Below are 23,576 nucleotides of genomic sequence, written 5' to 3' on the forward strand. Positions count from 1 at the left end.
TGTCCATTGCCAAGTAATCTCCAGTGTATTCAGCGTGTGCTATTTCATTATTACGATCTAGATGTATTCATTTACTGCTAAAAACAGCAAAACTACGTTACTAAAACTGTACTCTCAGAAACATACATGCTGACTTTATTTATTGAGAAATATTTACTAGAAGTATTGATGTGCTTTTCTATATAAACCATTATTTAATGACTAGATTGTGCTTGACCGAATGAACTGATTTTATATGCAGGTATAAATAGATTTAGCTTAATTAAAATCAAACAACTCATTAGGTAGGTCTAAAGTTGCAATGTAGATTTATGTCGAAAAGTATAATTGATTGATAATATTGTAAATAAACATCATCGCTTGTTTTTTAAACGACATTATCGTGCAACCTCGATTTATTTTGGTATGTTGAGAGTGTTTTATCACTTTACATCAAAGACATAGAGAATGTAGGATGATATAAATCAATAACTTGAACAGCCGACTTTATCGGGTGAGCCGTTCAATAAGCTTTGAATCTCAGGGAGATTAGCGTGCCTATTAATGTATCGGGTCAAACAATACATAATGGATTCATATTGTCTGAACCATTTATTCATAACGGTAACATGGTAGTACTCACAGGTCGAAACGGATGTGGTAAGACACGCCTTCTAGAAAGCATCAAAAATCAAATGTCAGTAGTTGATTTAGCAGGCGTTAGGATTACAAATCAAGAAATTATGCTTGTAGGTCAAGCCCAACTAACTCCTAATTTTGGTGGTGCATATAATGACGGCCAGTTTCAGACGAAAATAACGTCATCACTCCAAATGTTTGATCGAATTAAGAATCAATTCGACTCACCTTTATCTCATGAAAATGCTAGAAATTATGGAAGGATGCAAGAAGATTCATTACCTTATGAATCACTTTTTAGATTATGTAGTTCAATTAGTCAATATTTAAATAAGCGACCAAGTGAATTAACACATGATGAAATTAAAGTGCATTTCGAAGACCATATTCATAGTGTTCTAGGCTCTCAAAATATATCGAGTATATGTAATCGATACATTCAACGGAAAAAACTTAATAAATTTAATAAATATTGTGCCGAACAAGAGGGAGAGGATGTTTCATATCTTAGCGAAGAATCATTTTTAAACAGATTCGGCGATGAGCCATGGAAAATCATAAATAAAATTATCGAGTCAACTTTTGATAATAAGTTTAAATTCTCTGAACCCGATACTCTGTCACAAAGTTATTCGTATAACGCCACTCTAATACAACAAGGTAGCGGCCTTCCTGTCGCGGTCGATGCTTTATCATCAGGTGAAAAAACCTTACTTTGGTTGGCTCTAACATTATTTAACAGCCAATATTATGATCACACTGCCGTGCAAGCCCCTAAATTGCTACTGCTAGATGAGCCAGATGCATTTTTACACCCTCAGATGGTAGTTAAAATGTACAGAGTTCTAACTGAATTTTCTGAAAGTTTTAAATCACGAATATTTATTACTACACACTCCCCAACAACTGTCGCCTTGTCACCAGAAAATAGTACATATATTGTTAGTGAAAACTCAATTTCTCCAGTTACTAAAGATGAGGGAGTTGCGGAGCTATTAGACGGTGTCACTCAAATATCAATTAATCCAGAGAACCGAAGGCAGGTTTTTGTCGAAAGCCAATATGATGCTGATGTATATCAATCTATCTATGCAAAACTATTACATAGTTCAAAATGCTTAGATCCTAAAATTTCACTTAACTTTGTAAGTTCAGGCCCTAAAATGCCAGAACAGCAGTTGAAGGATAAGGTTAAACAGATTTTAAAAATTCATGATGAAAATCTACTGAATGAATTCATAAAATCAATAAACGGTGTTGGAAATTGTGTACAAGTCGTTGGTCAAGTAAAGGCATTAGAACAGGGGGATAATAAAACAGTAAGAGGAATAATAGACTGGGATTTGAAAAATAAACCTTCCAAGCACGTTTCGGTTTTAGCTCAAAATTTTTCGTACTCTATTGAAAATATTACCCTTGATCCTATATGCATACTTCTATTGCTTCATACTAATAAACCTGATGTTTTTACTATGGCCCAAATTTGTGGTGTTGAAGTTCATTGGTCAGATTGGCTAAATAATGACAAACTACTACAAGAGTCTGTAAATCGTTTTATTTATAAGGTGCTGGGTGAAGACAACAATAAAGAGGAGGAGCTTTCTTATGTATCAGGGAAAACGTTACTTACTGATTCTCGATATTTGAAAATGAAAGGGCATCCATTGGAAAAGCTAATCAAAGAAAAATATGGCGCTCTGAATGAATTTTCAAAAACAGGAAAAGAAGGTGAGCTAAAGTATTCCATAGTAAGTAAATCAATGGTAAACCTCACAAATGGACGTTTTATCCCTAGTGTTTTTGAAAATGTACTTTCGTTGGTGCAGAAATAACAGCGAACAAGAGACTATGGCTCAATAACTATGATTAAGCTTTAACATTTGAGGCTGAACATTCTTCTGATGATAAAAGTAACAGTTTGGTGTAACAATTAACTAATCCAATACTCGTACAACCCGCGAATACAGGCGTCTTAGAATTAGGGGGAGGGTTCAAATCTCTACCCCTTGGTCACACAAAGTAATTAACTCATGTTTTAATAGCGCTTTTATCACAATCATCTAACTACTTAATTTAGTGGTCAGGTTAAACTTTTATAAAAACAGTTCAAACTTATTCCTTAAACGTATCTCAGCCCAAAAACGAGTTAACAATGGCTTTCAAATGCCTAAATTCAACTCAGAAATTGAGGCCGTTGAAGAAAATGACGTGAGCTGGCCATGGACGGCCAGCTAGCTTTGGAGGGGAAGGGACGCCCCATCTGAAGCGTTAGCATTTTCGAATAAGGCCGAAGAACACTCAAACGAAGTCAAAAGCTCGATAATTTTCCGTCGCAATTTTTTCGCTGCCGTTGTTTGGTTAAAAAGCGAAAATGTTGCCGGAACGCTGAGGGTTTGCAAAGGGGTACAAGCGCTTTACCCCTTTGCTCTGGTGTGGGCGAAGCGCCACGACGTTTGGCGGCGGGACTTGAACTGGCGTCCATAAAAAATCCCCGTTGATATTGCTATCAGCAGGGATTTTTATACATCAGGGTTGAGCTCACTCGTGGGTAACCTAAAGTGGCTGGCTCAATCAATTAGTTTTGTTTTTTTACAAACTGCGATTTCAGCATCATTTGGCCGTTACCGTCGACTTTACAATCGATGTCGTGGTCGCCTGTTGAAAAGCGGTTGATCACTGCTTTAGTACCGACTTTAAGCACAAGTGATGAACCTTTTACTTTAAGATCTTTGATTAAGGTGACTTTGTCGCCTTCTGCCAATAGGTTACCCACGGCGTCTTTTAAAATGATTGCGTCTGGATCAACCACTTCTTCATTTGGGTTCCACTCATTGGCGCATTCTGGGCAAATTAATAATGTACCGTCTGAATAAGCGTAAGGAGATTCACACTTTGGGCATGGCGGGATGACATCACTCATATACTTCACTCTCTATTTTTAGCTTAAGTCGAACCAGATAAAGGAGCTAAGGCACTGTTCGAAAAGCATTATCGATTGGCATGAGATAGCCACTAAAACCACCTCACCTTAAATTGTAATAACATTATAATGCTATTATCACAATTTAACTAGCCTAAGCGGTTAAGCCCAGTTAACACTCCACCATAAAATGCGATAGATTAGCTTTTAACTTGAGGGTTCGGTCGGCTTTGATTGTCACCAAAACTGACATCGTGTTTTTCGAGATATTCACGAATAAGCTGGCGGGTAACTTGTGATGGAGTGAGATCTTGTGCCGCACACAATTTCTCAAATGCCTGCTTTTTTAGCGGGTCCATTAATACAGTAAAACGGGCAGTTTTGTTTTCCACTGGTGATGACCTTTAATTGCAACATGATAATTTGATTATAATGCAGTGATAGGTTAAAGACCATATTTCACAGTGGATATTCAATTTTACTAAATAATGGTGCTCAGCAATGCCGCCTAGTAATACAAGTTACATTGCTAAGCACCATCATAGTGGCAACTTAAGCCATGCTGGCTAGCTGTTGTTTAAGGTCATTAAAACTCGGTCTGGCGCTTAAGTTAGGCCGCAAACAATCTTGCACCAATTGATGTAGAACTTGCGCCTTGGGGCTATGAGGATGTTCAACCAGATTTAGCATGTCTTCAATCAGGTTACCAAATGCCCTGACCTCTATAGCTTGCATTAACTGCTGGTACTCGGGGGTAAATTTATTGAGGTTAGACGCTGCACCAAAATCGCCAAATAACACATTATCTTGAGGGTTTATCATGATGTTGTGCGCATAAATATCGCCATGGCTAATGCCATTTTGATGTAAGTGAGCCAAGGTATCTGCCATTTGAGAACCTATCTTAACAATCCGTTGCCAGGTAAAACGGGTGTGGGCTTCAAAGGTATCTCGACTACAGGTTTTTAAGGATGGCGGTAAACCTAAATTTGCGTAGCTTGGCGGAATAAGCTGCATCACTAAGCCTAATTGATCAGCCTGGTTAATCTGTGCCAATACATTGATTAAATTAGGGTGATCGCCAGCAGTTAAGCAACAATCTAGTTCATCTGCAGGGTAACCGTCGCTGGTTATCATGCCCTTAAACAGCTTTATTGCGACATCATCTTGGGCAATAGCGGCTAAAGACGTCGGTAACGCCTTAGGTTCGGTATGTAATCTAGCTTGATAGATTAACCCAGATGCTCCCTGCCCTAATAATTTACCTAAGCTAGATTGGCCTAACTCAATAGTGGGCACACGCGTGTTATCACAATGTTCAACATGGCTAAAACGATTACCAGAAAATGCTAACCACGCCAGCCTAGGTAAACTAAATAACCAATCAGGTAACTCGGTAAGCTGGTTAGCAGACAAACGGATTAACGCTAACTGATGGCAATTTACCATGCTGCTCGGAAGCGAAGTTAAGCGATTGCCCGCTAATGCCAGTTTCTCAAGACGATGACATTGACCCAAACTGTCTGGCAGTTGTTCAATCTTGTTGTCGGTTAAAATTAACCAGCGGGTTTGCTTGGGAATAGATGCTTCTGAAACCGTTCGAATTTGGTTGGCTTTAAAGCCAATCATTTCTAATTTTGGACACTGGCCAAGCACATCGGGTAAATGTTCGAAGAGATTATTCGACAAAAACAGGATTTTTAACTGATGTAAATCGGCAAAATTATCAGGTAACGATGACAATTGATTGTCAGTTAAATCGAGCACTTCAAGCGAGTCTGCTAATTCAAATAGTTTGCCGGGAAATACTGTTAACCCTTGTGCTATTTTAACTTGCTTAGCACCCAATAGCAGGCCATCGTTTAGTTGTTGTAATGTTTGCATGACGTGACTCTTTACCAAAATTGTCGACATAGTAATAGACAGTGCCAGCAGAGACAAATTTAAGGCAAAAAAAAGACCACAGCAAAGGCTGTGGTCAAGACGGATGCTAAAATACACAAATTGGGGCTGATTATTTAGCACCACTCATTGGCATTAGCATGACAACAAGTGGGTTCCTACAAAAATACGCTTATATAATCCGTAAGGATTAACCACGCAAACAACAAAAACTTAAATCAATTCAGCTAACATGGTGTCTGCATAAGGCACAAGTTCGACGCCATCACGCACTTTTGCGACGTAATCTGGGTTAGCAATAAACGGGCGACCAATAGCTAACAAATCAAACTTATTCGCTTCAATTGCAACACTACCCGTTTCGGCTGTGTAGCTACCAACACCGACTAACGTACCGCGATAAACACTGCGTAAGTAGGTTGAAATGCGGCCACCTAAGTAATCAAACTCCATTGAGTCGTCAAAAATACCACCGTGTAAAAATGCTAAGTTACGCTTGGCCAACTCAGGTAATAAATAGTCAAACACATCACGGTCACGTGGATCGCTGGCCATATTGAAATAGGCACCAGGCGATACACGCAGCGCAGTGCGGTCTGCACCAATGCGAGCGATAACAGCATCAACGACTTCTAAGGCAAAGCGTGACATGTTTTCAGGTGTTTGACCGTATTCATCTTCGCGGCGGTTATTGTCGTGATGTAAAAACTGGTCAATTAAATAACCATTTGCGCCATGAATTTCTACACCGTCAAAACCGGCATCAATCGCATTAGCTGCTGCTTGGGCATAATCGATGACGAGTTGTTTGATATCTTCTAACGTTGCTGCTTTTGGGGTTTGGTACACTAATTCGCGCATTCTTGGCACTGTGCCTTCAACTGCTTGAGCTGAAGCAGACAATACGTCTCCACCACCAAAAAAGTGTGGATGAGCAACACGACCGGTATGCCATAACTGAGCAAATATTTTGCCACCATTTTTATGCACTGCATCGGTCACGACACGCCAACCCTCTATTTGAGCTGGCGTAAATAAACCTGGAGTATTTGGATAACCTTGGCCATCAGGACGAATAATCGTCGCTTCGCTGATGATCAATCCCGCCTCTGCACGGCGCGCATAATAATCAGCAATCTGCTGTGTCGGCACTAAGTCATCATCCGCCATACAACGCGTTAATGGTGCCATTAAAATCTTGTTTGATAATGTTAGGGTTTCATTGAGTTTGTAAGGTGTAAATAAACTGGCCGTCATGTGACGATCTCCTTTCTTGAATATGTATTCAAGAATATTCTTAATTGAACATACATTCAAGTATTTTTTGAATAGTCGATCAAATTTAGTTAGACTCAAGACATATGAGTTATCACGCTTTGTTATTGACCAAAAGTGGCCGAACATGAGACATGCTGAATTTGATAAAGAAAAAGTGTTACGCGCTGCGATGTGTACCTTTATGGTGAATGGATACGCGAAAACAAGCATGCAGGATCTCACCAAAGCGACAGGATTACATCCTGGGTCAATTTATTGTGCATTTGATAATAAAAAAGGCTTATTTATTGCCGCTATTGAGCAATATCAACAAGACCGCAACGAACAGTTTCAACAACTGTTTGTTAATGAGCGTTCAGCCTTAGACAACCTCGGCGATTACCTAGCATTAATTGTGAAAGAGGGCTTAAGTTGCGATGCGACCCAATCGTGCTTATTAACCAAGTCGTTAAGCGAAATGGGTGAGCAAGATGAACAGATTAAGCAAATAACCTGTAATTTTTTACAATCTTGGCATCAGGCTTTAGCACATATTTTTGATACAGCTAAACAACAGCAACTGATTTCGCAGCACAGCGACAGTGAGTTTTTAGCACAATATTTGGTGATGGGGATTTACGGTTTACGCACAGTTGCCAATACTCAACCTTACCTAGAAGTATTACAGCCCTTGGCAGACAAACTGCTAGCGGATTTAATCAGACAATAAAAAAGACACGTGAGTGTCTTTTTATGTTGGTAAGTAACTGAGATAGATTAGCCAACGGTACGCTGAGAATACACACGCTCGCCTAATGAGTTCAGTATTGTGCATTCCCCTTCGAGTACTGCAATAATTGATTTACCGCGTCGAAAAGATTCAGGGATCATCACACGACCCGTTTTGCTAACGTCAAGATCAGTTAACACAGCGTTATACATTTCAAGGCCGGCGGGTGCTTCATAAAACAGCACGGTGACTGTTGCGCTTGATACTTGACCTGCATCTGCAGATTCGGATTTCATAATAGGACTCTCATTTCTAGCATGTATGAACGGTGCATAAATGATATTGATACTTGTAAAATATCAACATCAACTCAGAATAAATGACAATAAACTCAGACATGATTCCATGAACATTGTCACAGAGAAGTCCTTTCTCTTATTATTTAATTATAGTAGGTAATCGATACCATATAGCTAAATTGTATTATTGATTGGCCTCACTTGATACATAAACTTAACACATCTGATGTGTAAATCATGGTATTTCGAGCAAACTCACACTCCTCGCAACGGCCCTAATAAGGATATTTATCGTGTTATCAAGCCTATATACCTATATTAATACAAAATTTAGAACCAGCACCTAAACAGCACCACATATTCCTGCTAGAATCGATGACAATTTTTAGCCTTAAACATTTATTAAAACGAGATTAAGATGGGCAGAGCATATCAAAATAAAAAAGAATCCATGGCGAAAACCGCTGGCCAAAAGACACGAATTTACTCACGTTACGGCAAAGAGATTTATATTTGTGCTAAAGGCGGTGTTGACCCTGATGGTAACCTCGCACTACGTAGCTTGATTACCCGCGCAAAGAAAGACCAAGTACCCGCACACGTAATTGAACGTGCCATTGAAAAAGCTCGTGGTGGTGGTGGTGAAGATTATGATACTGCCCGTTATGAAGGTTTTGGCCCAGGCGGCTGTATGGTGATAGTGGACTGCTTAACCGACAACGGTAACCGCACCTTTACTCAGGTTCGTCAGGCTTTTGTTAAAAACGACGCCAAATTAGGTAGCCCTGGTACTGTTGGCCATATGTTCGAGCATCAAGCCGTATTTGTGTTTGAAGGCGAAGACGATGAAGCCATTCTAGAATTATTGATGATGGCTGACGTAGATGTGACCGACGTTGAACTAGAAGATGGCATCGTCAGCGTTTTTGCACCAGTATCAGAGTTTAACAATGTACGTACAGCCTTGACAGAAGCCTTTCCTGAGATTGACTTTAAGGTAGAAAACTTAGCATTTGTACCGCAAACAATGACTGAATTGACTGGCGACGATGTTGAAAGTTTTGAAAAGTTTTTAGCGGCTCTTGATGATTGTGATGACGTACAAAACGTTTACCACAATGTCGAGTTTAGCGACGAAGCATAATTCGATTGGCTGTTTAAGTGCCCTGTTTGGGGCACTTTACAGCTTAATGCTACACCCCTCCCCCTCACAATTTACGCGCTAAAGACTCACCATATACCTTCAAAGCCATTACCTTTTTAATATAAATCTTAATTATCGATTCCGTCAGATGCAATGAAATCTTAGCCGCTACAGTACGTTTGAAATAGGCGGACTGTTATCGGCATGCGTCTCTACATTGTGATCCAAGGTTAATCCCATTTCGCATTAATAAGTGATGACTCTGCGGGAGTGTAAAGAGCTTAAACAAGGCGCATGACTGAATGACTAGCGGTTCTCTTTCGACGTCATACAACGCAGTGTCAGCCCTTTTAAAATTCGCCAGAAAGGAATGCCCCAGCAGCTTTTGCTCTGGGTCTCGTTATTTGGGAATAACGATGACGCCATAGTGACGTCTTAATCAAAAACCGCTGGACGCATTCTGAATGGTTACTTATTAATGCAGATTGGTATAACACCGACATGAATGAGCGTCTTCTTTTACCCACTTCATAAACGTTAGACAATAAAAAACGCAGCCAGTAAGCTGCGTTTTTTGGGGAATAAACCGAGTTAATCAACGATTAACGTAGGTCCATCTCTTGTACTTTTTCATAAGCGATTTCAGGCGCCGTAACGTCCGGCTTTTCATGTAAATCTGCTTTAAGTTGGCCTTTACGGTGTTTCAGTGCAGCATCTAATTTTTTAGCAGCGCTAGTAATGGCTGGATACATTACTGCGTTGTTACCTTTTGCAGCAATTCGAGTTCCTTCGTAGTTGGTTCGAATTTCAACATCATATTCACCATGCTCTTTAGCGATGATGATATCTAGCGAAATAAGCGTTGGGAAATGGCTAGCTATTTTAGCGAATTTTTCTTCTACGTGTTGTTTGACAGTATCAGTAACATCAACATGGTGACCAGAAAGATTTATTTTCATAGATTGTCCTTAACAGAATTTTACTTGCCAAATATATCGCGTGGTACAGATGCATGCTGACATAAATAACTTCGTTGTACAAATGCATGCTTACATTATTAGACATGGGGCATGTCGGTTAAATCACAAGTGGTTAATTTAATCATGTGACATGTGCATCAAAATCAATATTGTTAAAACCAACTCGCATGGGCTATATCAAATAGACCTAACCCCTACATTGATTAAACATCAGATTACTGTTTAAGTATAGACACATTTTTATCTCCATTGGGTGCAACTTTTGTGTTGTTTATACAAATGGTGATAAACCCATCAATTAACCGCTAAAAGCAGTTAATTTATAAGCAAATATAGCAATTTTTATTTTTTAGGTTTAGCTAAATTAAGCCGAATTAATCATTAATAGGAACGACCATGGCAACAAAATCACTCCAAATTGACATCGTTTCAGACGTAATGTGCCCATGGTGCATTGTAGGTTATCGCCGTCTTGAACAAGCATTGAGCCAATTTGACGATATCGATGTCACACTGCAATGGCACCCTTTTGAACTCAATCCTGCAATGGGACCAGATGGTCAACATTTAGGCGAGCACATTGCCGAAAAGTACGGTTCAACACCAGAACAGAGTGCACAAAATAGACAGCGACTCACTCAAATGGGTGCCGATTTAGGTTTTGAATTTAACTTTTCAGACTCATCGCGTATTTATAACACCCTACTTGCCCACCAGCTGCTGTATTGGGCTGCTGAGTCTGGTAAACAAACTGAGCTGAAGCTGGCGTTGTTCACCAGCTACTTTACCGAGCAGAAAAACCCAGATGATATTGAAGTGCTCATTGAAGCTGCGACAAAGGTTGGCTTGGATGCAGTTGAAGCACGTGCCGTACTCACAGATAAACGCTTTGAAGCAGCTGTCAAAGAGGAAGAACAATTGTGGATTAGTCGCGGCATTCAGGCCGTACCCGCCATTGTATTTAATCAGCAATATTTAGTGTCTGGCGCACAAGAGCCCGCGACAATCGCAGAGTTAATCACGAAGTTGACTACTGACGCGGCGTAATTCCCCTAAGATGACTTAAACCTAATGAGAAGTGGCAGATTGAAAGCTTTTTTTTCGATCTGCCTCATAGACTTTTGCACGCGCTTGGTGTTGAATCTAGCATAATAGGTTATCGTTTTACTCACCTTCGCTCTGACAGTAAACGGTACATTGAGTCGTCATAAATATCACTAAATATAACAGTGGCTTTGGAGTACGAAATGGGCTTTAAAACAACAATAAATTGGCAATCGTCACCCAGCGAAGAAGGTGAGTTTAATCGCGATCATGAGGTTAAGTTTGGTACTGGGCAAACGATTCAGGCGTCATCAGCACCAGAATACAAAGGCAATGCAGAAAAAGTGAACCCAGAGGAAAGCTTATTAGCTGCGTTGTCGTCGTGCCACATGCTGACTTTTTTAGCGATTGCCCATTTAAAGCGACTGCCCGTGTTGAGCTATGTTGACCATGCGACTGCCGATTTAGGTAAAAATGAAGCGGGTAAAGTGGCGGTAGTAAAAATGACCCTTGAACCAACAGTGACCTTTGCTGAAGGCATTGAAGTGGACCAGGAAACCTTAGATAAAATACATGAAAAAGCCCATGCCAACTGCTTTATTGCTAACTCAGTTGCCTGTGAAGTAGAGATTAAAACCAATTAAGCAACGCATTAACCCTCGTTAGGTTTAATGCCAAGCTCATGTTTCATCATTAATAAAAATGCCCCTACCAAATTGAATTTGGCAGGGGCATTTTTTTACTGACATACAGTGCTTAAATACTGTGCTAACAAACGTGCTTACTGCCTTTGCTTGCAAGCATGGAAACACTAAACCTATTGGGTTTTTATGTCGCCCGCTTTACCTGTTTTTGACATAGGTAAACCTTGTAATGGCGCAATAGGTTGTTGTACCAACTCATCTTTTAAGTAACTGATAGCCGCCTCAAGCTGCGCATCGTTACCACTAAACGTCGCATAAGGTAGGTTATCGACTTCAATGTCTGGCTCAACGCCGTGGCCTTCAACAATCCAGCGACCATCTATTGCATACTGTGGGTATTCAGCAACACGTGCCATGCCATTGTCGGTGACAGAATTTCGCCCCGACAACCACACTCCAGCACCAGCCGTTTGCTTACCAATAATGGGCGCAATATTAAGCGCGCGAATACCGGCAGAGAAGGTTTCGCCGTCTGAATAAGTCATCTGATCGGCCAATACCACTAAATGGCCTCTAAACGTTTGTTGCATGTTGGCATTGGTGCTGCCATGGGTTGGTTGCCAAAATGCCCATGCTCTGCGAAGCAGTTTTTCAATAATCCAACTGTCGATATTGCCGCCACGATTACGGCGAACATCAATGATTAACCCATCTTTGTCGTAGTTGGTATAAAACTCGCGGGCAAAGCTTTCAACATCACCCGAGCCCATCGCATACAGATGTAAGTAACCAATATTGCCTTTAGAGGCTTTAGCGACTTTGGCGCCGTTGTGCTCTACCCAATCTAGATAACGTAATTTGGCATCTGTCGCGCTATCGTGTGGGGTGACTACGGTATTAATCGAATTTTTACCACGTTGTAGCCCTAATAAAACCTGTTTATTGCCTTGATTACGCAGCAACTGGGTGACATCGGCAATTGAAGCGATATTTTTACCATTAATCGCACGGATCACGTCGCCCTCTTGGGCATCAACTTCAATACGGGCAAGCGGTGATGTTGATAATGGCAGCTCATTGTCGGTTTGATAAATATGACTAATCACCACCCCGTTATCGGTTTGCGTTAACCTGGCACCTAACGCCGCGGCTTTAGCAACGTCTTTATCTTGCGCAATGTCGCCACCACGCACTTGCGAGTGTAATGAGTTAAGTTCACCCATCATTTGCATGAAAATGTCATTAAGCTCGTTACGGTCGGTGAGTCTGTCTACTAATGGCTGGTACTTGGCTTTGGCAGCTTGCCAGTCTACTCCGCGCATTTTAGGGTCAAAAAATGAGTCGCGATGCATAAGCCAGGCATCTTCAAAAATCTGTTGCCACTCTTGTTGTGGCGAAATGCTTAACTGCCATTGATCGGTACTGACTTTAGCCTTTGACACGTCAGTCGGTAATTTGTCGCCTGCATCAACAATTATGATGTTTTTAGGATCAGATTGTTTGCGCAGCATGAGTTTACTGCCGTCTTTTGCCAATGCATATTGGCCAACATCGTCGCTAAAGGTCTCTACTTTTGGTTGTTGTGCATCAAACTTAACCAGCTTTAGCTCGCTTTTATCCTGGCTAACGTCCAATAAATACAGCTTATCTTTAGTTGCCGTTAAACTGCTGTAGTTGCCGGCATCGACTGGCACTTGCCATAAACGCTGATTTAATCCGTCCCAGTCGACTTTGGTTTTCGCTGGACTGTCTTGATCTGTTTTATCGGCTTTTTTCGCACCGTTGTTAACGGTTAGCTCAGTGGGTTTAGCAAACGGAAACGACGCTTTAGCATCTAACGCTAAGGCGAATATTTGAGTACGTTTGTCAAAAATAGGCCCCATATTACGGTCGCCCCAGGGCGAGCCAGGATTGGCTTTAAACTCGCGGTTAGACAAGAAATAAAGCCATTTACCGTCATCACTAAAACTAGGCGAAAACGACTCGTATTTGTCTGTGGTTAAGGTTTGTGATTTTGATTCGTTAATGGAATACAACACAATTTGCGGACGCTGTTTGCCGATTTCTGATTTCGTTAACGCAATAAATTGGCTGTCGCCAGACCATTTTATGTCTTGATAAGGGCCTAAACCTTCACCATTTTCGATTATTTTTTGATTGTTGTTGCGAGTTAAATCCAGTAACCACACATTGCCCATGTAATCGTCGTGCACTAAATAGCGGCCATTAGGTGATAACGATAAGCTAGTGCGCAGGGTGTTGCCGTCTTTAGTCAGTTGTTTTGCCCCAGCTGAGCCGTCTGCTGGATATTGCCAAATTTCTTGTTCGCCAGAGGCATCACTAATGCCATATACCCATTTGCCGTCATCACTTAATAATGCATCGCGCACGCGACTGTTTGCTGGCGAGTCGATTTGCACTAAACGGCGACCGTCGTTACTGGCAATGGCGACATGGCTGCGAGCGGTAATCACCACATTGTCGCCTTGATGTGCAAACACGGTCGAGGTAGCGTAATCCATTGGGTCGTTAACCCATTGTTCACGGCGGTGAGCAAAGTCACTAGTGAGTTCGATATCAAGCGTGTTTTCGGCCATGTCGGCTAAATTGAGCAACTTAATATCTGCGCCTTGCTGAAACACAATCCGGCCATTATCGAGTTGGGCGTCACGCACTTGCCATTGGGTATATTGGGTATGTTGTTTGATGTCTTTGCCATCCACACTCATTGACCAAATATTGTCGTTACCCGATTGGTCGCTGACAAAATACAGCCGTTGCTGCCATACCATCGGCTGTTTGACAGAGCCTTCATGAGCGGCGGTTAATTGTTGTGCCTCTTGCTTACTGCCAATCTTATAACGCCAAATTTCGCCTTTGGCGCCACCGCGATACACTTTGGCATTGTCGCCACTCACTTGCAGGCCAAACTGAGTAAAATACACATACTCGCCTTTATCATCGATAGTGCCTTCAAAAGCATCGGCTAATGGCAAGTCGGTTAACGTTAGGGTTTGTGGATTAACGGTTTTAAGTACCCAAAAGTTAGCAGGGCCAAAGGCATTGTCGGTGGAATACAACACCTCACCAGCGGCGGTCCAACCTTGTAGGCGCACTCGGCTGTTTTCAAAGCTCACGCGTTTAGCCACGCCGCCTGTAATTGGCATGACATACACTTCGGTAGCACCTTCGTAATTGGCGGTATAAGCCACCCATTTGCCATCTTTAGAAATAGTGGCATCGAGCTCTTCTGCCGCCAAACTGGTTAAGCGACTGGCTTTGATGTTAGCGTTGCCTTGATTGAGTTGTGTGGTCCACAAGTCGCCTTCTGCGGTAAAGACTACCGTTTGGTCATGCAGCGCTGGCGCACGGTAATAGCCTTGATTTGATGCATTGGCGAAGATCATTGATGAGCAGGCTAATGTGCCTAAAGCCAACATGCAATGTGTTACAGAGCGGCGAAGTTTCATGACGAAGTGTTTCCTTTATTCTGTTTAAGGCCTTTTTAACGATGTTTTCACATTATCAGACTTATGCCATTTTTTGCAGCACAAAAATGTAACCAAAAACGGCTAAGCAATCATTGCTTAGCCGTGGGTATTTTCTAACCTTCAGATTCTGATATTTTGCTTATTGCGAAGTCAATTGCAGTACGATTTTATGGTATTGCTCATAAAGTGGATGCGACGGGTCTGATAGCTCAGGGAAGCGTTGATCGATGGTGATCATATAACGCTCTGCCTGGATAAGTTTATTGTCGGCCATCAATACGGTTAAACGTTCCAAGGCAACATCGGCAGTATCTAACTCAATGTCCCCTTTTAGTGAACCATTAAATGATTGTTTCACTTGTTGTACCTCTTTGGCATGGCGACTAGATTGCAGTTGCAGGGCTTTCTTTTGTGCTTGTGGATTGACGTTAGCTGGCGCAGCACTCATTACCGCAGACGATTTGTCTGCCATTTGAGAACCAACAGATCCAGTAATATTAGCTGCTTCAGTGCTCTCATTACGGCTTTCTTCACTGATCGATTGACGATTAACACTTTGGGTATCCATTGGTGTAGCACTCATCGATAATCCCTGTACGGCAATCGATTCTGCAGCTGTGGCATCTTCAATAGGTGACTCAGAGACTTGAGGAGCATCTACTTTCGATTTAAGCGGCTTAAATGATGCCGACGGTTCAGGTAAATGTTGATCTAAGTCTGTGCCAAACTGCTTTTGTAAACTTGGGTTTAAGATAAATAGTCCCGCCACCAGCAATACCGAGGCTGCGCTTGAAAACACCCATGCATTGCGTTGCCAGATTGATTTTTTTACTGAACGGGTAGCTTTAGTTACATTAGCACCTGAACGCGCTTTGGCTAATATGGCTTCATCTAGTTCTGCTGAGGGTTGCTCTAATGGTTGTTGATGGTAAGCATCTTTAATTTCGGTTTGTAATGCTGTGAACTCTGCATCATGATCTTGTGGCTTATTCATCATGTTATCTCCTGCAATTGATTCGCAATACATTGTTTAATACTTTGATAAGCATAACGAATGCGGCTTTTGGTTGCTTCTAGGGTGACGTTAGCAATGTCGCTGATCATGGCTGCAGTCATGCCCATTTCGATATTGAGTAAAAATGCTTCTTTTTGCACAGCGGGTAACTTGGCTATGCACCCTTTTATCATGTTGGCCTGTTGCTGTTGCTCAACTTGTGGCTCGGGCGAAGTTTGATCATCAGCTTGCAGGCTGTCCATGGTTTTATCTTCGCCAAGTGCGGTTACCTTATCGAGGGGCTTAACCGCCCGCACATGGTCAATCAGTAAATTGTGGGCAATTTTATACAGCCAAGTCGTAAATTTAGCGCTGACTTGATATTGCGACGAGGCATTGATGACTTTGCCCCAGGTGTCTTGATACAAATCCTCAGCTAATTGTTGGTCACGTAATTGACGAACAAAATAACGATATAAAGGGCCTTTGTGTTTACGATATAGCGCGTCAAATGCACTGATGTTTCCAGCCTGGTAGTCGAGCATAAGTTGCTCGTCACTACCGGCTTGAGGCACTAAAATGTCATCTTTGGGCAGCGCATCTTTTGGCTGTGCATCTTTTGACTGTATGAGTGTTGGCACCATTTTATCCTTAGTATGGGTTAGTAGGGTTAACGGTCAATGCAGTTTGCTCAGACAATACTTTGGCCGTTTTCAATAACTGTACAAACTCATGGCGATAACCAAAACTGTCTTGGCCCATTGCCGATTCGGCAAGTGCAATTAACTTAGCATAATCAGTATCGTGGACATAATTATTATGGTTGAGCAATTGGCCAAATCCGGCTACCGCAGCGGCAAAGCGCAAGTCTTCACTGGCTTGTTGTAAGTGGTTTAATTGTTGCTGCCGACTAATTGGATAAGTTAATAACTGACTTGCTTGGCCGCCAATGGCTTTATAACGCAGTTTGAGAAAAGCCACTTCATCGGTATTTATCGCAACATCAGCATCAGCAACCGTTGATGCAGAGTAACGCAGCGGATCAACTAGCTTATTGTGGCTGTCATTATAGCGTAACTCGTATAGTGCGGTGACACTGTGGCCTGCACCAATCTCGCCAGCATCAACGGCGTCATTGTTAAAGTCGCTGCGATTTAATAAACGGTTTTCGTAACCGATTAAGCGGTATTCTGATACCACTGCAGGGTTAAACTCTACTTGCACTTTGACGTCATGCGCAATAGTTAACAAGGTGGCACTGAGCTGATCAACCAACACTTTACGCGCTTCATTTAAGGTATCAATGTAGGCATATTGGCCATTGGCTTTATTCGACAATTGCTCCAACAAATGGTCGTTATAACCACCATTACCAGACCCTAAACCAAAACCTAGCGTCGATAACCCAATCCCGCTTTTACTGTGTTTTGCCACATAATCCACCAGCTGCTGATGGTCAGTCATGCCGAGGTTAAAGTCGCCATCGGTGGCTAAAATAACGCGATTAGTGCCGTTTTCAATAAAATGCTTCTGTGCCATTTGATACGCGAGTTGTATCCCTTGGCTGCCATTGGTGCCACCTTGAGCAGTTAACTGATTCAGCGCATGGCTGATTGCCGTAAAGTCATTACCGGCAACACCATCTAACACTATCCCACTGGCACCCGCGTAAACCACAATCGAGACTTTATCTTGTGCCGACAATTGCTGGCTGAGCATTAATAGTGCTTGTTTTAATAATGGCAGTTTATCGTGTGATGACATTGACCCAGACACATCTAACAACAACACCAGATTACTGGCACCGAGTTGCTCAGCGGCAATATCATAGCCTTTAATACCGATGCGTAATAATTGCGAGTCTTGATTGTAGGGCGATGGCGCTAATTCTGTGGTGACATTAAAGGGCGCATCGGCATCACTTGGCGCTGGATAATCGTAGCTAAAGTAGTTAATCAACTCCTCGACTCGCACGCTGTCTTTAGCCGGTAATTGGCCTTGATTAATCATACTGCGAGTGGTGCTGTAACTTCCGGTATCAACATCGATTGAAAACGTTGAAACTGGCGTTTCAGCCGCCACCATATTGCCGTTTTGCACCACTGCGGCAAATTTATCATTATTGATAGGCGCAGAGCTTAGGTGGCGATTCTCGCTGTGCATTGGCATGACACTGGCCATCACATTCGCTTCACTCAATTGTTGGCGCTGTTTAACAAGTCGATGAGCTTGTTCCTTTGCAGAAATCATTATTTCAGCTTGTTGTGGTTTTAGCTGATAATCGCTCACTGGTAGATCTTTTTTCGCGGCTATGGGTTCAGGGGCACTCATAGTGGAATGACTCTGACCTTGCTGGTGCTGAGCGGAATCGCTTGACTCTTTTGCGCAGCCGCCCATAACAATGCCACTGATTAATAGTGCCAACATACTTCGGTTAAATACGTGCTGATAATCCATCATAATGGTGCCCTTTTGATTAAGCGTCTGTTGTGTCGTTACTGACTATTAACGAGTGCAAATTCAAAAAGGGTTATTTGAATGGTATTTTTTAGTTACTTAAACATCACAAAACAGTTTTCGTATTTAGAAACTGAGTGTTAGCCTCAAGAAACACTGAAGTGCAGCCAATAGCGCACGGCTTATGCTATTATCTAGCCCCTTTTTTATCGCCTTAATATTGAGGTTGATCGCTCGGGTTATTTACCCAGTGAATTAACAAAATATACTAATAGAATAAGTACATTAAGGAGTTAACATGCAAGCCCTAGTTGCTGTTGTAATGGGTTCGAAAAGTGATTGGCCGACAATGGAAGCCGCCGCTGAAATAATGGATAAGCTCCAAGTGCCTTATCATGTTGAAGTTGTTTCAGCTCACCGAACACCAGACAAGCTAATGGAATTTGCAAGTTCTGCTGCAGATAAAGGCTATAAAGTCATTATTGGTGGCGCAGGCGGAGCAGCCCATTTACCAGGTATGATCGCCTCTAAAACTCGTTTACCTGTATTAGGTGTGCCAGTGCAAAGTAAGGCGTTATCAGGCATGGACAGCTTATTGTCTATTGTTCAAATGCCTAAAGGGATTGCGGTTGGCACTTTAGCCATTGGTACTGCCGGCGCATTTAACGCAGGCCTACTGGCTAGCCAAATTTTAGCCCTTACTGACGCTGATTTAGCTGCGCGCTTAGAGGCGTTTCGCGATGAGCAAACTCGCTCTATTCTAGATAATCCCGATCCGAGAGAAGACTAATGACATTGCCAAAAAATCTTTGGGTATTAGGCGATGGTCAATTAGGCGCAATGCTCAGCCATGCAGGGCAGCCACTGGGCATTAATGTGCGTCCAGTTGATATTATGACCCCATCTGATGTGCAATTACCGCTACTGGCCGACGACATTATTACTGCTGAACGTGAACAATGGCCAGAATCGCAACTCAGTTTGCAATTAAGCCAGCACCCACATTTTATCAACGGCCCTGTATTTGGTCGTTTAGCGGATCGTTTTACGCAAAAAAGCCTGTTAGATGAATTGTCGGTGGCAACCTCACCGTGGCAATTAGTCGATGGCAATACCAGCACCGAAACACTACACAGTGCTTATGGTGAACGGGTATTGTTAAAACGTCGCACAGGCGGTTATGACGGTAAAGGTCAACATTGGTTAAAACAGGTCGAAGCAACCACGATTCCTGATGATTGGCGCAATGAAGCCATTGCCGAGCAAGCGATTAATTTTGACGAAGAAGTGTCATTAGTGGGTGTGCGCACCCAGGATGGCCGTTGTTTGTTTTACCCTTTAACACTCAATCTGCATCAAGACGGTATTTTAATGGCATCGATAGCGCCACTAAGCCGTTTAGCACCGCTACAAGCGGAAGCGGAAACCATGTTAAGCAAGGTGATGAACGGCCTTGAATATGTGGGCGTAATGGCGATGGAGTGTTTTAGAGTTGGTGAACATTTAATGGTTAACGAGCTTGCACCAAGAGTGCATAACTCAGGCCATTGGACTCAGGCTGGCTGTCACATTAACCAGTTTGAACTGCATTTACGCGCGCTGTGCAATTTACCTATGCATCAACCACAGGTTAATTTTCAATGTGTGATGGTTAACTTAATTGGCGTTGATAAAGACGACCGCTGGTTAAGCCTGCCTAATGCTGAGTTATTTTGGTACAACAAAGACGTCAGAGTTGGCCGAAAAGTGGGTCACTTAAACTTGTCGGTGCACAATAAAGCCATGTTAGATGACAGCATAAGCCAACTAAAAAACTGGATGCCACAGCAATACCAGGCACCATTAGATTGGATTTTGGCTGAATTTGCTTAATATCTTATTAACGACGAAATCTGATTAACGACGAAATCTGATTAACGACGAAAAAAGGAGCCTAGGCTCCTTTTTTTATGACTGACAACTTTAAATAAATTCAATTAATTAGGGTGGTTCATCACCACCAGGATGAATCTAAATCGTCTTTGCATTGACCGTATTGGGCCGCGTAACGTCTGGCGCGTTGGTCAACTTTGTTGGCAACAGGGATTAACCATTTCTTCGCTTTATAAGAGCCGCGTTTATAACCGCTCCAACCTTCGTGATAATTTAAATATTGATTCTTAGCATCCCATTTAGACACGCCATTCACTTTATTGGTTTTATAGATATACCAGCCCATAAAATCCATCGCATCGTCAAAGTCGCTGCGACTTGACCAACTGTTACCGGTTTCTCTTACGTAGTCGTCCCAGGTCATGTTTTTAGCCTGAGCATAACCATAGGCATCACTCGCGCGACCCGTTGGAATGAATCCTAAAAAGTATTCCATTGGCGGCGCTGCATTATGTCTAAAGCCACTTTCTTGATACATCATCGCTAATGGAATATGCACTGGCACACCCCACTTTTCTCGGGTATCAACCGCAGCATCGTACCAGGAGCTGTGTTCTTTAAAGATGGAACAAATGTTGTCTGGTTCTTTTGGCGGAGAGGTGGCACAACCTGATAGTTGCAGTAATACGACTGAGCTAATAATAGCTAAAAAAAGCTTCATAACACCTCTATTTGCACTTAATGAACAACTCACGCTAGCCAAAATGACACTCAAGTTAACAACCTAAGCCTATGATGATGCTGGTGAGTTTTACATCAATAAACCATTAATGCAATTCAGGTTTGCGTTTCATTTCACACTCATGTGATTCTGTTTGCCAAACAATTGGCTGCCAATAACCTTGATTTGAACCAATATAAATTCGGTCGATATTGAATTGAGCGGCAATGTGGTAGCGTTGGTCGGCGCTCACATCAACGCTAAGCACTTTAACTTTACGAGCCGCTAATGACACTTTGAGCTCTGGCGCGTTAATGAGCTCAGCGACAGTAAACTCGTGTTTACCGACAGAAAGTGGGTAGTTGGGTCTGGAAATTACTGGTACACCATCAAGATGGGTCACCACAACGCGGTACAGCTGGGCACTGTTATCGGGCGCTAAGTAGCTCGACACAGTGCCACAGGCGGCGATGTCATCTGGCGACGAAGCACACCCTTGCAATATAGTTATCGATAAACACATTGCAACAGGTGATGCTAAGCGGCGCCAAGATAACTTGCTTTGCATGTTTATTTAACCTCAAACGTGCCTGCTGGCACGACATCTTTAAAATACTGCTTTAAAAACTCACTAAACGTATCTTGAGGCTGATCTTCAATGTGTTGCAGTTCAACTAACGAAGCTTTGGCTTCGTCGGCATAGCCCTTTTCAGTCGCTTCACTTAACGGATAATGGCTTAAAAACTCGTGATAGTCTCCGGCAAGTTGCTTTACCCACACACTATGATCGGTGCCTTTTACAACCACTTCATTCATCACACGGCCCGATAAGGTTTTATCTGGATCGTCAATCGCTTCTTTCCATGAGCTCAACGCCGTTTGATAAGCATGGCTATCATCGCCGTCCAGTAATACCGCAAGGGTAGATAACTCGGTAAACAACTCATGCATCCATGGATTTAAGCCTATGGCTTGGCCATTACGTTGCAACATTAATCCTGGTTTTCGCCCTTCTAGCACCACCGCTTTTAAGTTAGCAGCGATTTCAGCTTCGCCAACAGCATCAGTGTCTTCTGAAGGTGACAGTAAACAATGTAATAAAAATAAGTCGAGGAAGCGCACTTGTGTTGCATCAATACCGACTGGGCTAAACGGGTTCACATCTAATGCGCGCACTTCGATGTATTCAACCCCTGCCCGCGCCAATGCTTGCGAAGGCTTTTCGCCTTTCTTTGTCACTCGTTTGGCACGAATTGGTGCATAAAACTCGTTTTCAATTTGTAAAATATTGCTGTTAAGTTGACGGAACTCACCATCAACATTAACCCCAATTTGAGCAAACTTTTTCGATGGCATCTTAATCGCGGCGCCCACACCTTCGAGATATTCTGGCAATGAGTTGTAGCTGATATTTAACGTGTCTTGCTCTTTATTGGTGTAGCCTAAATCACTCATACGCAACGAGGTTGCATAAGGCAAATATAAGGTGCCCTTTCCGGTTTTTTCAAACTCAAAGTCGACTTCTTGATCTTTAATAAACGAGCTACATAACGCAGGCGATGAACCAAATAAATACGGTAACACCCACACTAGGCGGCGGTAGTTACGGATCATGCCAAAATAAGACTCTGAAACAAAATCATCAAAAGTGATACTTTTGCTGCAACACGCGGTGCCATTGCCGTTAGCAATTTTGTCGTCATACAAACGTTGCCATAAATCATTGGATACCGAAAAGTTAAAATGCACACCCGCAATAATTTGCATGAGGGCACCATATCGGTGAGTTAAGCCTTTACGGTATAACGTTTTCATCTTACCGGTATTGGAAGTGCCATAACGCGCAACGGGGATGCTAGCGACGTCACCGACAAAACAAGGCATGCTGACTGGCCACAATTTTTGACCATTAAGATTGCGAACGCTGTAAGCATGAGTTTGAGTTAAGCCTTCAAGTAAATCATCAATACTTTTACTTACAGGAGTAATAAATTCGAGTAATGCTTCACTGTAATCTGTGGTGATCCGCGAGTTGGTTAATGCTGAACCAAGCGCTTTTGGATGCTCGTCTTGAGCTAAATGACCTTTTTCATCAATACGCAATGCTTCACGTTCAATACCACGTAACATGCCCAATAATGCCTCTCGGCCTTGAGTGTCGCTTAAGTGTTCGACTTTTTCATTGAAAGACTTCAATTTATTACTCTCTTTTATGGATTCGCATTGCGAGTAAACAGCTAGACCTGATAATAAAGGATATTGTTACTAAATTCGCAAAAAATGTTTCTCTACGTGAACTAGTCATCTTGCTAGCTACGCTGAATAAAATAAAAACGGCAACACGCTACGGTTACCGTTTATAAGGCCTAAGCCGTTCAAATACTTTAATGACCGACGTTGATGAGCTAATACGAACGATGGCGATTAGTTTGGTCAATGACATTAAAAAAAGCCAGTAAGCATCGCCTCTGGCATAACAATATGAGGTTAACACTGGCTTGTT

The 23,576-nt window shown here is 42.2% G+C and carries 20 protein-coding genes; 7 read left to right on the forward strand and 13 right to left on the reverse strand.

What is annotated here, in order from left to right; genetic code table 11:
- Nucleotides 1-533: 533 nt before the first annotated feature.
- Nucleotides 534-2,450, forward strand: coding sequence for an ATP-binding protein (locus AC19MX_RS02315; protein ID WP_432398939.1), 1,917 nt, complete (start codon nucleotides 534-536; stop codon nucleotides 2,448-2,450).
- A 743-nt stretch (nucleotides 2,451-3,193) separates the two neighbouring features.
- Here AC19MX_RS02315 and AC19MX_RS02320 read toward each other — a convergent pair.
- The 4 genes from AC19MX_RS02320 to AC19MX_RS02335 all read right to left on the reverse strand — a co-directional run bounded on the left by AC19MX_RS02320 (nucleotide 3,194) and on the right by AC19MX_RS02335 (nucleotide 6,697).
- Nucleotides 3,194-3,538 carry a zinc ribbon domain-containing protein YjdM gene (locus AC19MX_RS02320; RefSeq protein WP_432398940.1) on the reverse strand — a complete coding sequence of 115 codons (345 nt, stop codon included), beginning with the start codon at nucleotides 3,536-3,538 and terminating at the stop codon, nucleotides 3,194-3,196.
- A 200-nt stretch (nucleotides 3,539-3,738) separates the two neighbouring features.
- Nucleotides 3,739-3,930, reverse strand: coding sequence for a ribbon-helix-helix protein (locus AC19MX_RS02325; RefSeq protein ID WP_432398941.1), 192 nt, complete (start codon nucleotides 3,928-3,930; stop codon nucleotides 3,739-3,741).
- 160 nt (nucleotides 3,931-4,090) lie between these two features.
- Nucleotides 4,091-5,422, reverse strand: a complete 1,332-nt coding sequence (locus tag AC19MX_RS02330; RefSeq protein WP_432398942.1) for a protein kinase — start codon at nucleotides 5,420-5,422, stop codon at nucleotides 4,091-4,093.
- A gap of 231 nt (nucleotides 5,423-5,653) precedes the next feature.
- On the reverse strand, nucleotides 5,654-6,697 hold the full coding sequence (locus AC19MX_RS02335) for an alkene reductase (protein WP_432398943.1): 1,044 nt from the start codon (nucleotides 6,695-6,697) through the stop codon (nucleotides 5,654-5,656).
- A 145-nt stretch (nucleotides 6,698-6,842) separates the two neighbouring features.
- Here AC19MX_RS02335 and AC19MX_RS02340 point away from each other — a divergent pair, with 145 nt between their 5' ends.
- The gene (locus AC19MX_RS02340) at nucleotides 6,843-7,427 is read left to right on the forward strand and encodes a TetR/AcrR family transcriptional regulator (RefSeq protein WP_432398944.1); all 585 of its coding nucleotides are present in this window, start codon (nucleotides 6,843-6,845) and stop codon (nucleotides 7,425-7,427) included.
- A 47-nt stretch (nucleotides 7,428-7,474) separates the two neighbouring features.
- Here the strand turns inward: AC19MX_RS02340 and AC19MX_RS02345 are convergent, their stop codons facing one another.
- Nucleotides 7,475-7,723 carry a TIGR02922 family protein gene (locus AC19MX_RS02345; protein ID WP_432398945.1) on the reverse strand — a complete coding sequence of 83 codons (249 nt, stop codon included), beginning with the start codon at nucleotides 7,721-7,723 and terminating at the stop codon, nucleotides 7,475-7,477.
- Between the two features lie 421 nt (nucleotides 7,724-8,144).
- Between AC19MX_RS02345 and AC19MX_RS02350 the strand changes: the two genes are divergently transcribed.
- Nucleotides 8,145-8,870 carry a YebC/PmpR family DNA-binding transcriptional regulator gene (locus AC19MX_RS02350; RefSeq protein ID WP_432398946.1) on the forward strand — a complete coding sequence of 242 codons (726 nt, stop codon included), beginning with the start codon at nucleotides 8,145-8,147 and terminating at the stop codon, nucleotides 8,868-8,870.
- 602 nt (nucleotides 8,871-9,472) lie between these two features.
- On the opposite strand, the gene hpf is transcribed toward AC19MX_RS02350, so the two are convergent.
- Complete coding sequence (gene hpf / locus AC19MX_RS02355) at nucleotides 9,473-9,829, reverse strand: ribosome hibernation-promoting factor, HPF/YfiA family (RefSeq protein ID WP_188923838.1); 357 nt, start codon at nucleotides 9,827-9,829, stop codon at nucleotides 9,473-9,475.
- Between the two features lie 417 nt (nucleotides 9,830-10,246).
- On the opposite strand from hpf, the gene AC19MX_RS02360 reads away from it, so the two are divergent.
- Complete coding sequence (locus tag AC19MX_RS02360) at nucleotides 10,247-10,897, forward strand: DsbA family oxidoreductase (RefSeq protein WP_432398947.1); 651 nt, start codon at nucleotides 10,247-10,249, stop codon at nucleotides 10,895-10,897.
- Nucleotides 10,898-11,097: 200 nt separating this feature from the next.
- Nucleotides 11,098-11,538 (forward strand): OsmC family protein, encoded by a 441-nt coding sequence (locus AC19MX_RS02365; protein ID WP_432398948.1) that lies wholly within the window; start codon nucleotides 11,098-11,100, stop codon nucleotides 11,536-11,538.
- A gap of 173 nt (nucleotides 11,539-11,711) precedes the next feature.
- Here the strand turns inward: AC19MX_RS02365 and AC19MX_RS02370 are convergent, their stop codons facing one another.
- The 4 genes from AC19MX_RS02370 to AC19MX_RS02385 all read right to left on the reverse strand — a co-directional run bounded on the left by AC19MX_RS02370 (nucleotide 11,712) and on the right by AC19MX_RS02385 (nucleotide 18,480).
- The gene (locus tag AC19MX_RS02370) at nucleotides 11,712-15,008 is read right to left on the reverse strand and encodes a S41 family peptidase (protein ID WP_432398949.1); all 3,297 of its coding nucleotides are present in this window, start codon (nucleotides 15,006-15,008) and stop codon (nucleotides 11,712-11,714) included.
- A gap of 160 nt (nucleotides 15,009-15,168) precedes the next feature.
- On the reverse strand, nucleotides 15,169-16,026 hold the full coding sequence (locus tag AC19MX_RS02375; protein ID WP_432398950.1) for a hypothetical protein: 858 nt from the start codon (nucleotides 16,024-16,026) through the stop codon (nucleotides 15,169-15,171).
- Nucleotides 16,023-16,568, reverse strand: coding sequence for a sigma-70 family RNA polymerase sigma factor (locus AC19MX_RS02380; protein WP_432399202.1), 546 nt, complete (start codon nucleotides 16,566-16,568; stop codon nucleotides 16,023-16,025). The genes AC19MX_RS02375 and AC19MX_RS02380 overlap by 4 nt, the downstream gene beginning before the upstream one ends.
- Nucleotides 16,569-16,674: 106 nt before the next feature.
- Complete coding sequence (locus AC19MX_RS02385) at nucleotides 16,675-18,480, reverse strand: vWA domain-containing protein (RefSeq protein ID WP_432399203.1); 1,806 nt, start codon at nucleotides 18,478-18,480, stop codon at nucleotides 16,675-16,677.
- 298 nt (nucleotides 18,481-18,778) lie between these two features.
- Between AC19MX_RS02385 and purE the strand changes: the two genes are divergently transcribed.
- Both purE and purK read left to right on the forward strand, forming a co-directional pair.
- Nucleotides 18,779-19,270: a 5-(carboxyamino)imidazole ribonucleotide mutase gene (gene purE, locus AC19MX_RS02390; RefSeq protein WP_432398951.1), complete on the forward strand. Its 492-nt coding sequence runs from the start codon at nucleotides 18,779-18,781 to the stop codon at nucleotides 19,268-19,270.
- Nucleotides 19,270-20,352 carry a 5-(carboxyamino)imidazole ribonucleotide synthase gene (purK, locus tag AC19MX_RS02395; RefSeq protein WP_432398952.1) on the forward strand — a complete coding sequence of 361 codons (1,083 nt, stop codon included), beginning with the start codon at nucleotides 19,270-19,272 and terminating at the stop codon, nucleotides 20,350-20,352. Before purE ends, purK begins: the two co-directional genes overlap by 1 nt.
- A 121-nt stretch (nucleotides 20,353-20,473) precedes the next feature.
- Here purK and AC19MX_RS02400 read toward each other — a convergent pair whose 3' ends face one another.
- From AC19MX_RS02400 to gshA, 3 genes are all read right to left on the reverse strand, one after another.
- Nucleotides 20,474-21,073 carry a transglycosylase SLT domain-containing protein gene (locus AC19MX_RS02400; RefSeq protein WP_432398953.1) on the reverse strand — a complete coding sequence of 200 codons (600 nt, stop codon included), beginning with the start codon at nucleotides 21,071-21,073 and terminating at the stop codon, nucleotides 20,474-20,476.
- Nucleotides 21,074-21,179: 106 nt separating this feature from the next.
- Nucleotides 21,180-21,641: a hypothetical protein gene (locus tag AC19MX_RS02405; RefSeq protein ID WP_432398954.1), complete on the reverse strand. Its 462-nt coding sequence runs from the start codon at nucleotides 21,639-21,641 to the stop codon at nucleotides 21,180-21,182.
- A 2-nt stretch (nucleotides 21,642-21,643) separates the two neighbouring features.
- Entirely contained in the window at nucleotides 21,644-23,269 is a 1,626-nt protein-coding gene (gene gshA, locus AC19MX_RS02410) for a glutamate--cysteine ligase (protein ID WP_432398955.1), read from the reverse strand.
- Between the last annotated feature and the right edge of the window lie 307 nt (nucleotides 23,270-23,576).

The organism is Shewanella sp. MF05956, assembly GCF_059758055.1.